12 protein-coding genes are annotated in these 13,821 nt (G+C 66.6%); 6 read left to right on the forward strand and 6 right to left on the reverse strand.

Annotation, left to right across the window (positions count from 1 at the left end; translation table 11 throughout):
- Positions 1-192 precede the first annotated feature (192 nt).
- From FSYMDG_RS00325 to FSYMDG_RS00335, 3 genes are read left to right on the forward strand one after another with little or no spacing between them, the layout of a single operon-like run.
- On the forward strand, positions 193-1,029 hold the full coding sequence (locus tag FSYMDG_RS00325; protein WP_050803260.1) for a hypothetical protein: 837 nt from the start codon (positions 193-195) through the stop codon (positions 1,027-1,029).
- Between the two features lie 12 nt (positions 1,030-1,041).
- Positions 1,042-1,332, forward strand: a complete 291-nt coding sequence (locus tag FSYMDG_RS27665; RefSeq protein WP_043602641.1) for a transposase — start codon at positions 1,042-1,044, stop codon at positions 1,330-1,332.
- A 17-nt stretch (positions 1,333-1,349) separates the two neighbouring features.
- Positions 1,350-2,240 carry an IS3 family transposase gene (locus tag FSYMDG_RS00335; protein ID WP_237703111.1) on the forward strand — a complete coding sequence of 297 codons (891 nt, stop codon included), beginning with the start codon at positions 1,350-1,352 and terminating at the stop codon, positions 2,238-2,240.
- Between the two features lie 435 nt (positions 2,241-2,675).
- Here FSYMDG_RS00335 and FSYMDG_RS00340 read toward each other — a convergent pair whose 3' ends face one another.
- Positions 2,676-3,947 (reverse strand): ATP-binding protein, encoded by a 1,272-nt coding sequence (locus FSYMDG_RS00340; protein WP_013871649.1) that lies wholly within the window; start codon positions 3,945-3,947, stop codon positions 2,676-2,678.
- Between the two features lie 325 nt (positions 3,948-4,272).
- Between FSYMDG_RS00340 and FSYMDG_RS00345 the strand changes: the two genes are divergently transcribed.
- Together FSYMDG_RS00345 and tnpC are read left to right on the forward strand one after the other, a co-directional pair.
- Complete coding sequence (locus FSYMDG_RS00345; protein ID WP_013871650.1) at positions 4,273-5,730, forward strand: AAA family ATPase; 1,458 nt, start codon at positions 4,273-4,275, stop codon at positions 5,728-5,730.
- Positions 5,731-6,145: 415 nt separating this feature from the next.
- The gene (gene tnpC / locus FSYMDG_RS00350; protein ID WP_013871651.1) at positions 6,146-7,582 is read left to right on the forward strand and encodes an IS66 family transposase; all 1,437 of its coding nucleotides are present in this window, start codon (positions 6,146-6,148) and stop codon (positions 7,580-7,582) included.
- A gap of 636 nt (positions 7,583-8,218) precedes the next feature.
- On the opposite strand, the gene FSYMDG_RS25520 is transcribed toward tnpC, so the two are convergent.
- The 3 genes from FSYMDG_RS25520 to FSYMDG_RS00360 are packed head-to-tail and all read right to left on the reverse strand — an operon-like array spanning position 8,219 to position 11,158.
- Complete coding sequence (locus tag FSYMDG_RS25520) at positions 8,219-8,584, reverse strand: hypothetical protein (RefSeq protein ID WP_131771970.1); 366 nt, start codon at positions 8,582-8,584, stop codon at positions 8,219-8,221.
- A 10-nt stretch (positions 8,585-8,594) separates the two neighbouring features.
- Positions 8,595-9,572 carry a PfkB family carbohydrate kinase gene (locus FSYMDG_RS00355; RefSeq protein ID WP_013871652.1) on the reverse strand — a complete coding sequence of 326 codons (978 nt, stop codon included), beginning with the start codon at positions 9,570-9,572 and terminating at the stop codon, positions 8,595-8,597.
- Positions 9,569-11,158, reverse strand: coding sequence for a peptide deformylase (locus FSYMDG_RS00360; protein ID WP_013871653.1), 1,590 nt, complete (start codon positions 11,156-11,158; stop codon positions 9,569-9,571). The genes FSYMDG_RS00355 and FSYMDG_RS00360 overlap by 4 nt, the downstream gene beginning before the upstream one ends.
- 419 nt (positions 11,159-11,577) lie before the next feature.
- Between FSYMDG_RS00360 and FSYMDG_RS00365 the strand changes: the two genes are divergently transcribed.
- Positions 11,578-11,985, forward strand: a complete 408-nt coding sequence (locus FSYMDG_RS00365) for a hypothetical protein (RefSeq protein WP_237702926.1) — start codon at positions 11,578-11,580, stop codon at positions 11,983-11,985.
- Positions 11,986-12,041: 56 nt separating this feature from the next.
- Here the strand turns inward: FSYMDG_RS00365 and FSYMDG_RS00370 are convergent, their stop codons facing one another.
- Together FSYMDG_RS00370 and FSYMDG_RS00375 are read right to left on the reverse strand one after the other, a co-directional pair.
- On the reverse strand, positions 12,042-12,461 hold the full coding sequence (locus FSYMDG_RS00370) for a helix-turn-helix domain-containing protein (protein ID WP_043604302.1): 420 nt from the start codon (positions 12,459-12,461) through the stop codon (positions 12,042-12,044).
- A gap of 143 nt (positions 12,462-12,604) precedes the next feature.
- The gene (locus FSYMDG_RS00375) at positions 12,605-13,693 is read right to left on the reverse strand and encodes an IS630 family transposase (RefSeq protein WP_013871656.1); all 1,089 of its coding nucleotides are present in this window, start codon (positions 13,691-13,693) and stop codon (positions 12,605-12,607) included.
- Positions 13,694-13,821: the final 128 nt, after the last annotated feature.

Consider the following 13,821-nt stretch of genomic DNA (forward strand, 5'->3'; position numbering starts at 1 on the left):
CGGCCCCGGGCCCGTCCGCCGTAGCTTCACTCACCTTCAGCCCTGTCCCTTCTGAACGCATCAAGGAGAGCAACGCGAGCATTAACGTCGCGCCGGCGCCACGCGGTTGCATGGATCGGCGCCGCCGCGGTGGCGGTGACGATGGCGGCCTGCTCCAGCTCGGATGGCGGGTCAAGCGTTGGGCCCATCACTATGGCAGGCGGCGGCCCGGCGGCCGCGTCCCAGTACACGACCCCGCTCAAAGGCGTCTGCCCGGACACCGTCGTCGTGCAGACGAGCTGGTGGCCGGAAGCGGACCAGGGGTTCACCTACCAGCTACTCGGACCCAACCCGACGATCGACGCGGACCACAACCGGGTGGTTGGCCAGCTCGGCGCCACCGGTGTCCGCCTGGAGATCCGCTCCGGGGGTCCGGCCGCCGGCTACCAGCAGCCTTCCGCGTTGATGGCACAGGATGACGCGATCCTGCTCGGTTACGTCGGCACGGACGAGGCGATCCAGAACTCCGGCAAGATCCCGACGGTGGCGGTGCTCTCCTCCTACGACCGCAACCCCGAGGTCTTCCTGTGGGGTAACCCGGACTGGAACTTCACCAACATCGGTGAGATCGGACAGTCCGGGGCGAAGGTTCTCGCCTACGCCGGCGCGGCCGACATCGACCTGTTCGTACGCCAGGGGCTGCTGAAGCAGTCGCAGGTCGACACCTCGTACCAGGGCAGCCCGGACCGCTTCGTCGCCGCCGACGGCAAGGTCGTCCAGCAGGGCTTCGTCACCAACGAGGTCTACCACCTCGAACACGACGTGCAGGCCTGGAACAGGCCCGTCAAATACCTGCTCGTCGATGCCTACCCCATCTACCAGTCCGCCCTGGCCATCCGCGCGGACAAGCTCGAGGCCAACCGCGCCTGCCTGGCCAAGCTCGTTCCGCTGTTCCAACAGGCGCAGCGCGACTACATCACCGCCCCCGGCCCCACCAACTGGAGTGATCCCGCTTCCGTGGACAGCGAACCTGAGGTTCGCTGTCCATAGGGAAGGAGCGTCATGGGGTCAGCTCGCCGGAAGTTCACCCAGGAGTACAAATCCGAGGCAGTAAGGTTGGTGCTCGACTCGGGCCGGTCGGTGACCGAGGTCGCGAAGAGTCTGGGTATCCACGAGACCACGTTGGGAAACTGGGTGAAGAAGGCGAAGGAGAACGGCGAGACCGAGGAGCGGCCGCTGTCGGTGTCGGAGCGCGCGGAACTTGAGGAGCTCCGGAAGAAGTACGCGCAGGCGCAGATGGACATCGCCTTCCTAAAAAAAGCGGCGAGCTTCTTCGCGAGCGAGCAGAAGTAAAGTTCGAGTTCATCTCGATACACGCTCCGAAGAAGCCTGTGTCCGCCGACGGCGCGAACACCTTTCCCGTCGACTACATGTGCAAGAAACTCGACCTGTCCCGACAGGGCTACTATGCGTGGAAGAAACGCGGCCCGTCTCGGAGGGAGAAGGACGACGCCACCTTGTCGACCATGATCAGAGCTGTTTTCGACCGTCACGAGGGGCGGTACGGCGTGCGGCGGATCTTCCACGAGATCCGCCGCCAGGGCGTCGCCGTCGCCTACAAGCGGGTCCAGCGGCTGATGGCGACGATGGGCCTGGTCAGCGTGCATCCGCGTCCCCGCCGGCCGGTGACGACGGTGCAGGCCGCGGACTCCTCATCGCTGCCTGATCTTGTCGGCCAAGACTTCGCCGCGTCCGCACCGAACCAGTTGTGGTACGGCGACATAACATATATTCGCACCTGGGATGGCTGGGTGTACATGGCCTCCGTCATCGACGCGTTCTCTCGGAAGATCGTCGGCTGGGCGGTCGCCGATCACATGCGCACCGAACTCGTTCTCGACGCGCTTCGTATGGCCGTCACCCGCCGGCGGCCACCCGGCGGCGTCATATTCCACGCCGACCGAGGCGGTCAGTACACCAGCCGTGAGTTCGTCGCCTTCTGTCGCGACAACAACGTCCGAAACTCCGTCGGCCGTACCGGGATCTGTTTCGACAACGCCGCGGCGGAGTCCTTCTGGGCCACCCTCAAGAAGGAGTTCGTCCACCTCCACCCGTTCGATACCATAGACCGCGTCCGGGCGGGGATCTTCGAATATGTCGAGATCTACTACAACCGGCAGCGGTTGCACTCCTCGATCGGCTATCTCACGCCTGTCGAGTTCGAGGAAGAATTTGACGGACAAACACTTCGTGCTGCATAGTTAGGACTGTCCACGAAAGTGGGAACCCTCCAGGCGAGGCGGTCATCCGCTCCGGCTGCCCTCCTGGCAAGCAAGATGCGCTCTCCCACTCCCGCAGCAGGGCAGTGGAGCTAACGTCCTGTGATCGCCCTACCCTTGACCAGACTGCTTCGGGGGGCATGGTCAGTAGACGGGGTGACACTTCATTGAATCCTTGAGCCGGGAGACCACGCATCGACTTCCGAATGCACCAGATTCGGACCAATGAACCGGATCCGCCGGGCGTGACGCCGAAGCCACACCAGGCACCGCGCGGCGTAGGAGCCGATCCACGACTACCGGCGCGGCACACCCGGGAAGAAGAGAATCATGAACCCTGGCGTCGTGTTCACCATGAGCCACAAAGGGCAGCCTGCAATCTGTCGAAGCGTTGCCACAGGCTCCCGGATCTGGCTGCTATGGGGTCCAGATCGTATCGACGGGCAGGATGTGCAGGCGGTCCTCGAACGTGTACGAGCGTGCTCCCAGGTAGAACACGACACCGGCTGTGAACGCGTCGCCGGTGGTGTCACGGAGTTTGCGAAGCGGGGCGAAGTCCTCACCCGGTACCCGGCCAGCCGCTTTGACCTCGAATGCCACCAGCGCCCCGTCATCGCGTTCGACAACAAGGTCGACTTCGTCGCCGTCGCGGGTGCGCCAGTGACCGGCACCGCCGACCCAGTCCGTCCAGGATGCCTGTTTGAGCAGCTCGGTGACGACGAACGTCTCCAGCAGATGCCCGAACTCGGTGAGCGCGGTCGGGTTGCGGGCGACCAGCTTCCGTGGCGTCAGCCGCAGCAGCCGAGCCGCCACCCCGGAGTCCAGGATGTGGATTTTCGGCGACGCCGTGGACCGTGCGGTAAGCGTGTTCCCCCACGCCGGAAGCCGGTAAAGCAGGAACACCGCCTCAAGCAGCCGTAGATAGCTGTACGCGGTCCTCTCGTCGAGACGGACACTCGACGCGGCCCGGGCGATGTTGAGTACCTGCGCGGTCTGGCCCGCCAGCCGCTCGAACAGGACCGGCAATGAAGCCGCCTGGCGGATCCTGGCGAGCTCCCCCACGTCGCGTTCAAGGCTGAGCCGGATGTAGTCGTCAAGCCAGCGGCTCCGCGAAGCGAGCGAGGCCCGCGCGAGCGCCGACGGGAATCCGCCTGCCGTAACGCTGTCGATGTACTCCTCACGGCTGGTCACCGACGGCCGGGCCGCAGCCACGGCGGCGGCCGGGTCGGCGAACAGGTCCTCCAACAGGTGCTCGTGAACCCCCCGGAGCTCACCCTGCGACAGCGGATAGACCGGCAGCCGGTGCAGACGGCCAGTGAGCGCCTGCGCAGCCTGGGGCAACGCCTCGTGACGTGCCGAGCCCGTCAGGACGAAGCGACCGGGCCGGCCGTCACGGTTGAGCTCAGCCTTGATCGCGTCAAGGGCAAGCGGGACGTGCTGGTACTCGTCGATACAGACCGGTCGTGGGCCCGCGACGAACGTGCCCGGGTCCCGGGCCACCGCGTCGCGCACGGCCACGTCGTCCAGGTCGACTAACTCCGCGCCGACCTCACCGGCGAGATTTCTGAGCAGGGTCGACTTGCCCACCGACCGGGGGCCCTGGAGAAGGACCACGGGCTCCTCGAGCATCCGGCTCGCGACGATGGGCGCAAGCTGCCGTGGCACCAGGCCGCGCAACCGTGTACTCACAGCCGAAACTCTATCTGATCTACGGATCCGTCGGGGGTCGAGCTACGGATCCGCCGAGGGTTGAGTTACGGATCCGTCGGGGGTTAAGCTACGGATTTGGAGGGAGTTGAGCTACGGATCCGCCGGGGCTTGTCGCGCCGAGGCCGGAGGTGCCAGGCGCTGCCGGCCGGCGCGCACGATCGTCCTGCCGTTCCCCGGGCGTAGGCCCTTCCCGCCTGCCGGGAGCCTGCGGACGGACACTGTCCGTGATGGTTTCGACTGCCCAGGCGATCCCTTCGGTAGTATGTATCTATGTAGATGGCATCTACATAGATGGGATTCAGGTGTGACGACGGGTTTTGTCGGACGAGCGGCCGAGCTCGCTCTCCTACGGAAACGGCTGGACCGGGTCGCCGCCTCGCATTCCGGGGCGGCACTCGCCATCCGAGGCCGCCGCCAGGTGGGCAAGTCACGCCTCGTGCAGGAGTTCTGCGATCAGGCCGGCGTCCCCTACCTGTTCTTCACCGCCACCAAGGGGGCCTCACCGGTCGAATCGGCGGCCGCCTTCTTCGCGGACCTGAAGGAATCGTCCCTGCCGACCGATCGTGAACTCGTCCCCGCACGATCCACGGGAAGCTGGCCGGACGCCTTCCGCGTCCTCGCCTCGGTCCTGCCGGGCGCACCGACGATCGTCGTCCTCGACGAGCTCCCCTGGCTCGCCGAACAGGACGACCTGTTCGACGGCGCGCTGCAGACAGCCTGGGACAGGCTGCTCGCCGGACGGCCGGTGCTCCTGCTGCTGCTCGGCAGCGACATCCACATGATGGAACGGCTCACCGCCTACGACCGCCCGTTCTTCGGCCGGGCCGACAACCTCGTCCTCGGCCCCCTCAACCCGCTGGAGACCGCTCGCGCCCTCGGCCTGGACGCGGCCGACGCCATCGACGCCCACCTGATCTCCGGCGGGCTGCCCGGCATCCTGCGAAGCTGGCCGCACGCGACCCCGCCGCTGCCCTTCCTGGAACAGGAATGCGCCGACCCGGCCTCGCCGCTGTTCAGCGTGCCGGAGTCCACGCTGATGGCCGAATTCCCCACGCCCGACCAGGCGCGGCGCGTCCTCGAAGCGGTGGGCAGCGGGGAGCGCACCCATGCCAACATCGCCGCGGCGGCGGGCGGCCGGCAGGGTGCTCTGCGTTCGGGGTCGCTGTCGCCGCTGCTGCGCCGGCTTGTCGAGGAGAAGCGGGTGCTCACCGTCGACGAGCCCCTCTCGACACAGCCCGGCAGGCCCGCGCTGTACCGGATCGCCGACAGCAACCTGCGGCTGTACCTCGGCGTCCTGCGATCCGCTCACGAGCAGGCGCGCCGCGGACGGCCCGAAGCGGCCTTCCGGCTGGTGCAGCGCCGCTGGTCGGCGTGGCGGGGCAGTGCGGTCGAGCCGCTGGTCCGCCAGTCGCTCGAGCTCGCCGCGACCGCGGGCCGACTGCCCTGGCCCGACGTCGAAGCGGTCGGCGGCTGGTGGAACCGCCGGTTCGACCCCGAGGTCGACCTGGTCGGAGCCGACCGCTCCCCCGTCGCGAAGCGCATCCACTTCGCCGGGTCGATCAAATGGCTCGCCACCCCGTTCGACGACCACGACCTCGCGGAACTCACGCGAAGCGCGGCCGAGATACCCGGTTTCACCCCCGGCGACACAGGGCTGATCATCGTGTCCCGCTCCGGCACCGGCCCACGTCTGGATCCGGCCAGGGCGAATCTCGTACAGGATCCGTCCGACCTTCTCTCAGCCTGGCAACCAGCGACCTGACCGGACGACAAAGCTGGTCAGAGGGTGTTTACGCGTTCAGAACACCCTCGGTCTGTCGGTGGATCGAGGGTGAGAAGGTGCCGGGCGTTCCTCGATGGTTCGGGGGAGTCAACGGTCCATAGAAACGGGGGAATAAAGTTCCAGATCTGAGGGAAAATCAGCTCTCATGTGACGGAGACTCCCATGGCGGACTTCCCCGACGACAGGGGAGCGGACACCTTCGCCCGCGAGCTACCACTGGCGATAGTGCCAACAGACCGTAATCGCCTAATGACAAGACCGACGTTGTTCATCCGTAACTGGTCAGGTCTGGTAGATCGTTTGTTTTTGGTTTCCCGGCTGGCTGGGACTCCTCGATGGCCTGAAGGCCCGGGTCGTTGGTGCTGTGTGGTTGATCGGGCCGTAGGGTCCGGGTGTGTCGGATGGTCCGCCCGCGTCGCCGCCGGTGCCGTCGTATGACGAGCTCGCGGCGCTGGTGGTGAGTCTGCGGGCGCAGCTGGTCGAGACCGCTGCGGCGTTGGAACAGGCGCGGGTGCGGATCGCCGAGCTGGAAGCTCAGGTCGCGAAGAACTCGCGGAACTCGGCGAAGCCACCGAGTTCGGACGGGCTGGCGAAACCGCCACCGAAGTCGCTGCGGAAGAAGACCGGCCGCAGGCCCGGTGGGCAGGGCGGGCATCCGGGATCGACGCTGCGGATGCTCGCTGAGCCTGATGTGCGCCTGCGGCATGAGCCGGGGCCGTGTGCGGGGTGCGGGGCGGGGCTTGCGGGCCGGCCTGTGACCCGGACCGAACGGCGGCAGGTGTTCGACCTGCCCGAACTACGTCCGCATGTGGTCGAACATCAGCTCATCGAGCGGGAGTGCGGCTGCGGGACGCGGACGAAGGCGGCGGCACCGGCCGGGGTGGACGCGCCGGTGCAGTACGGGCCGCGGGTGGCCGCGGCGGTGGTCTACCTGTATTCCGGTCAGTTCCTGTCGCAGGAGCGGACCGCGACCGCGCTGGCCGAGCTGGTTGGGATCCCGATCTCGGCGGGCACGGTCGGTGCGATGACCGCCCGTGCCGCCGCCGGACTCGACGGCTTCCGTGACACCGTCCGGGGTCTGCTGGCCGCCGCCGACGTGATCGGGGCCGATGAGACGGGGCTGCGGGTCGCCGGGAAACTGCACTGGGTGCACTGCGCCCGCACCGACAAGTACACGCTGATCGACTGCCATGCCACCCGCGGCAGCGGCGGGATCGACGCCCTCGGGGTGCTTCCCGCCTTCGGTGGGGTGGTGGTCCACGACGCCTGGGCCCCCTACGACAGCTACACCGGCGCCACCCACCAGCTGTGCGTCGCTCACGTGCTGCGCGAACTACAGGCCGTCGTCGACGCGGCCCCGACGGGAACCTGGTGCTGGGCCGCCCAGGCAGGCGACGCGCTCGTCGCCCTGCACCGCCTCGCCGTCGACGCCGCCACTACCGGCGTCACCATCGACGAGCAGGCACCGGCCACCCAGACCCGGCAGCTGCGCCACGCCGCTCACATCGGGATCAGCCAGACCTCGCCGCGCGGCACGAAACTCATGGCCGCCCGCCATGCCCTGGCCTGCCGGCTCGTCGACCGCGAAGCCGACTACCTTCGGTTCACCCGCGACTGGCGGGTTCCCGCGGACAACAACGGCTCCGAACGCGACATCCGCATGATCAAACTACGGCAGAAGGTATCCGGCTGCCTACGCACGCTCACCGGCGCCCGCCAGTTCTGCGCGATCCGCAGCTACCTGTCCACCGCCACCAAACACGGCATCAGCCTGTTCGACGCTCTCGTCCAACTTGCCGAGGGCCGTCCCTGGATGCCCGCGATCAGCTAACTCAAGATCAAAAACTACCTGACTAGTTACGATTCGCGAGTACAGTATGTCCCGGATGGAGCGAAGCTCTCGCAGGGACGCCGAGAATGGCGTAAATCGACAAATTTCATCAGCTCCGCCCGGCCGTCTTTTTGTGCGAAACCCAAAAACCAGGATGCCGCCATGTCGGCTATTGCCGAATTGCGCCACGTCTTTCGACATCTCGATCTTTCCGAGCTCGGTCGTTATATCGGGGAGCATTTGCTTAACGTCAAGCCACTCATTCTCGACTAGTCCAAGGATGACCTCCGGACGACCTGCTCGGAGGGCGAGTATCGTGTTTTCCTTGTCGGCCTCTCCGGAGATGGGCCAGCGCAAGAGCAGCTCAAACCTGCGCGCAATAATCCATAGTTCTGCCAGCTCAATACTAGTCGTCTCGAAGTCGCTTCGGACAACCCAGCGATCCGAGTCTGCCGCGTAGTGTTGCGAGTGGTACTCGACAAACTTTAGATCAGAATCGGCCAGAATTCTGCGTATTAAAGTAAGAGTCGCCCCGGGTAGCTCCCGTTCTTCGGAGTCATTTATGATATCGAACTTAAGTGACCCCTGATCGCCTGTCAACTCAAGCATCACAAAGGGGTTTGGGCGTTCAGAACTTCAAAAACAAAACTCTATATCTGCTTCACTGATGCTCGAAATTTCACTAGAATGTTCTTCTTTTGTGGCACAAGAGAAATCGACGATGTCTTGTATTGAGAGATTTCCTAGGTTCTCGGGTTTGGCCTCGAGCTCCCAGCTTTCGCCGCCTCTAAGGTATCTTCGGGCGCCAACAACGATATCGCCGTCTGACCGAAGGGTGCCCTGAACGAACTCACCTTCGGCATCGATCACTTGCCCGGAGAACCGACCTCGCATGTGACGAATTATGACAGAGTCAGGGAGCGAGATGGACATACGCGGCGCGCCGGTGAGCATGGCGCGCCAGCGCCACGCGCAGCCGCCGCGCGGCGCGGATGCACCCACTACTTGATCTCTAAATCGAGCAATTCGGCAGTCCCATGGCTTGTTGGTGCAGCTCCGTCGCGGTGGGGAGTGCTTCGTAGGCTCCGGGACGGCTGATGGTGAGGGCTGCGGCTGCCTGGGCCTGGTGGACCGCGTCGGCTGGACTGGTGCCGGCGATGAGGTGGGCGCAGAGTACGGCGGTGAAGGCGTCGCTGGCACCGGTAACGTCGATGACGTCGGCGGGTGGTGCGGGGTAGGCGTTGGTGGAGCCGTCGATCCGGAGAACACATCCGTGTTCGGCAAGGGTGGCACAGACTGTCCGCACGCCAAGTGCGTCAGCTACAGCGTCGGCGAGATGCTCGGCGGGGCCGTGTGCGGCTGAGTGCCCGGTAAGAAGGGCGCGGGCCTCGGCCTCGTTGGGAACCAGCATGTCGACGTGTTCCCACGGGATAGCCTTGATGACCGCTGGATCGCTGGGAAGCGGCGCGGGGTTCAGGATGACACGTATGCCCTGATCGCTGGCTGCGGTGATGATTCCGGCGGCCTGGTCGGGGGACTCGAAGGTGACGAGGAGAGCGTCTCCCGGCCCGCTGGTTTTTACGGCGGTGATGAGGTGGCCGGCGGTGACATTGAGCGCGTCGGGGACACGCCAGACCATGGCGTTCTCCCCGTCGGCGCGGGTGTAGACGACACAGACCGGTGTGGGGGCCTCGGGGATGGCTGCCATGGTGGAGACGTCGATGCCCTCGGCGCGGAGCGCACTCCTGATGGCCTCGCCCACGACATCGGTTCCGACGCATCCGACGGCGGCGACCTGGGCGCCGAGATGGGCGAGGGTGACGGCCTGGTTGAGCGCCTTCCCGCCCGGGACGGTCCGCATGGCGTCGGCGCGTAGGTCGTCGCCCCATGCCGGTAGGCGGGGTGTGCTGATCAGGCAGTCGAGGACGTAGGCGCCGGCCACGAGGAACCGAAGCTCGCTGATAGGGCGCGCTGGGTGGGTGCCGGTCATGTGCTGGTGTAGGTCCAGGCGGAGCCGACTCCGCGGTACTGCTCGACCGGGATCGGGGTCACCCCGGGGCGCATCTTGTCGGTGTAGAGGTGGCCGTCCAAGTGGTCGATTTCGTGGGCGACCAGGCGGGCAAGGCCCTTCTCGAACGCGATGATCCGCCGTGTTCCGTCGATGTCGGCGTGTTCGACGTGCAGAGTGAGCGGTCGGGGGACCAGGCCGCGGACATCGAAGAAGCTCAGGCATCCTTCGTACTGCTCGTCGGTCTCGGGGCTGGCCTCGATGACGGTTGGGTTGAGCAAGGTGATCGTGTCGCCGTCGACGGTGCGGACGATCGCGGCGGCGCGATTGATCCCGACCTGCGGGGCGGCGATCCCCATACCCTTCCCGAAGGTGTGCAGGGCGGAGACCCGTTCGATCGCGGAGGAGAGTTCGGCAACGACCCGGCGGGCGTCCTCGGCCTCGGCAGGCAGATCGAACGGGCGAGCGGGCTTGCTCAGGATCTCGGCGCCCTGCTGCACGATGCCGACCGCGGCCATCTGCTCGGACGGGCGGGCGGCCCCGGCGGCGGGGTCGGGCTGGGCGCGGAAGTTCCACTCCAGCCGGTAGCGGGCGTGCAACGGCGGCTCGTCTGTTGACCATGAGAACACCCTGCGGCCGGCGGTCTCAGTGCGCGCGATCGCGGTCCGGAACGGCAGGGCCTCGGCCGTCATCGACATCTCCATGCCCCACACCACCGGATCTACCTCGGCGGGGAAGTCCAGCCGGACCGACAGAGAACGGGTCGGGACCCGTACAGCGCGCTGGAACCACGGCCCCCACCGGTCATCCGACACCCGGTAGGAATACTCGATGACGGCGGTGTCGCCCGGGTAGAGCGGAAAGTGCCCCTGTGAGTTCTCGAAGCAGAGCCAGACTTCCTTGAGCGCGTCCCAGTCGGTCTTGATCTTCCAGTTCATCGGCTCGCCGTTGCACGTGGCGGACAGCCGCAGGAAGTCCCACCGGAGCGGTTTCGCCCGGTACAGCCGGGCTGATCGCTCGGGGTCGCCCGGGTAGCGGTCGACAGAGATCCGCATCAGGTAGCGGGTGACCGGCTCGGTGCCGGTGTTCACGATCCGGCGCATCTGGTGCGCGTAGTACGTCGCGTCGTCGTACCGCAACGTCGCCTCGTCGACCTCGACGATCAGGCCACCCGACGACGCGGCCGGCTGCGCGGGCGGGGTAGTCGCAACCGGTGGGGATGCCAGGGCCGGAACGGGCTGCGGCCCGGCGGGCTGTGCGGTGGATTCCCACCGGCGCGGGGCGAGCCCGAAGTATCCGCCTGGGATGCGTAGGGCGTCCGCGATGCGCTCGATGAGGTCCAGGGAGGCGATGCGGTCTTCACCGCGCACGATACGGCTCACCCGTGACTGCGACAGGCCGTCGACCGGAGAGGAGATCCGGTCCTGGCTGGCGCCGTCGTACTTGCGCATCAGGCGGAAGATCGTCCCGAAGTCGCGGACGGAACAGGCGGCGCGGAACTCGGGGCGGGCCAACAGTTCGGCGGACACCCGGTACGACCCGACCGGCACGTCGGGAGTGTGCGTCACGGGGCGAACCTCCACGTCCCACCGGGGCCGGACGCCCACGGCGGGTGGCGTGAGCGGAAAGCACGCACAGACTAACGCGGTCATGCCAAACCGGTATGGGCTTTGGGCAGCAACCGTTTCTCGCAGGTTCGGCAACCGGCCGGCAACCGCTCGCCATCCGATCGCGGCGTCGACGTCCCATCGATGACCTATACGAGACGTGTATGTCATATCGACGTTTCGTGACAACCAGTCGTCGGGTGAGGCTGGGTGCAGGCCACCCCGCTCCGTGTTCGCGTAGAGCCGGGCTCCGCGGAGCGGGGTGGCGTCCAGACCGTGAGGTGACACGACGGATGAGGGGCACGGCGGATGCCATGGACCAGGACCAGACAGACCGGAGCGAATCCGCGGAACGGCCACGGGGGTTCACGATGACGTGGATGAGTGGCCAGTGCAGGGCGGACGAGGAACCGGGCGTGGGCCTGCTGCCCTGGGGTGTGGACGCCTGGGCGCTGGTGGTCCCGGCGGGCTCGTCGGCGCAGGCGTTGCACGCGGCGATGACGGAGATGCCGTCCGGTCTGCGGTTCGCTGAGGCGTTTGGGGATGTTGACGTGGTCCTCGTCTACGAAGCCTCCGGCGCGCGGCTGTCCCGACGGCAGATTCCCGGGCCGTTCCTGCGGGCGATGCTTGAACTCGACCCGGTGCGGGTGGGGGCGGGCAACGGCCGGCGGTGGATGACCGAAGGGGAACGCGCGGCGTACGAGGCGGGGAAGGCTGATGTTGCCGATGCGCTGCGCCGTCAGGTGATCCGTCGACGACATCGGCGGGACCGCTCCGCGCTGAGCTGACATCTCTGAAGATCGCAGGGGTCGGACCTCGTCACAGGGTCCGGCCCCTCGTCGTTTCAGGGCGGCGTCGGGCCGTCTGTCCTGGTGACGGCCTGTTCGACCGTGGCGAGCCTGGTCAGGATCTCGGTTAGGCGATCCTCGACGCGGGCCAGAACAGCGAGGATCTCCCTGCCTGTCGGCTCGCTCGCCTCGCTGTCTCCGGTTCGGGTGCCGGACAGCAGGACGTGTATCAGGTGGTCGTCGGGCCACTCCAGCGCGCGGGCGATCGCGGCGAGGGTCTTGTTCTGCACGCGGCGGCCGGCGCCGTGCTGAAGGAGACGCAGCGTGGACACCGACACCCCGGACAGCTCGGCCAACTGCTGCTGACCGACCCGCCGGCTCGACATCCGCTCGTTGAGCGCCACGGCCACGGCAGCCCAGTCCTCTCCCTCGGCCGGACCACGCGCGGTGTAGACGGACGCTTTCCGGTCAGCCATGACGCGCATATTAGCCACCAAGCAATCGGCGCCACAGGCGGTACTCGGCGGCCATATCAACCTCGCATGAAGCCCACTCGCTTCCTCTCGCCGAATAGACCTGTCTGGCATGGGTTCATACAAGGCGTACATGCTTTGATCGTCTAGTGTCCTGAGTCGTTGATTCGCTGGCAGTAGGCGGCGAGGGTCTCGAGGATCTCGTCGGCGGTCTTGGCCCAGACGAACGGCTTCGGGTCCTTGTTCCAGGCGTTGATCCATCGGCGGATGTCGGCTTCGAGTTCGACGACCGAGCGGTGCGTCGATCGGCGCAGCTTGCGGGTGGTCAGCTCCGCGAACCGGCGCTCGACCAGGTTCATCCACGACGCCGAGGTCGGGGTGAAGTGCAGGTGGAAGCGGGGGTGGCGCAGCAGCCAGTTCTTCACCGCCGGGGTCTTGTGGGTGGCGTAGTTGTCCAGGACCAGGTGCAGGTCGTAGCCCTTCGGGACCGAGGAGTCGATCAGCTTGAGGAAGCGCAGGAACTCCTGGTGACGGTGCCGCCGGAAGGTCTGCGCGATCACCGACCCGGACGTCGGGTCGAGCGCGGCGAACAGGCTGGTCGTGCCATGGCGGACGTAGTCGTGGGTCATCCGCTGCGGGGTACCCGGCATCAGGGGCAGCACCGGTGCCGTGCGATCCAAAGCTTGCACCTGCGACTTTTCGTCGACGCAGAGCACGATCGCCTTCTCCGGCGGGTCGAGGTAGACCCCGACCACGTCACGGACCTTGTCCACGAACAGCGGGTCGGTGGACAGCTTCCACGTCTCGACCAGATGCGGCTTCAACCCGAACGCCCGCCACATCCGTGACACCGTCGACTGCGACAGCCCACTGGCCCTCGCCATCGACCGCGATGTCCAATGGGTATCGCCGTTCGGTGGCTTCTCCTCCAACGTCCTCGCGATCACCGCCTCGACCTGGGCGTCGGTGACCTTCCGAGGCGCTCCCGGACGTGCCTCGTCTGACAGGCCCTCCAGCCGGTCGACCGCGAACCGCTCCCGCCATTTCGCGACCGTTCCCCGGGTGATCCCGAGCTCGGCCGCGACCCCCGAGTTCGTCCCACCGTCCGCGCAGGCCAGCACGATCCGCGAGCGCAACGCCAGCGCCTGCGCGGTCTTCCGCCGTCGGGCCCAGCCCTCCAGCACCGCACGCTCAGCAGACGACAACTCGATGGGATCCGCGCTCGGGCCAGGCACCAGCCCATTCTATCTGCACACGAATCAACGACTCAGGACACTAGCGGTTGAAATGCGGTTAACGAGCGGTGGATCGTGTATCTCGTCAGCCGGAACGCACAGATTGTTCCGGGGCCAACGAGACGAGT

The sequence above is a fragment of the Candidatus Protofrankia datiscae genome (assembly GCF_000177615.2).
In the GTDB taxonomy this organism is placed as follows: domain Bacteria; phylum Actinomycetota; class Actinomycetes; order Frankiales; family Frankiaceae; genus Protofrankia; species Protofrankia coriariae.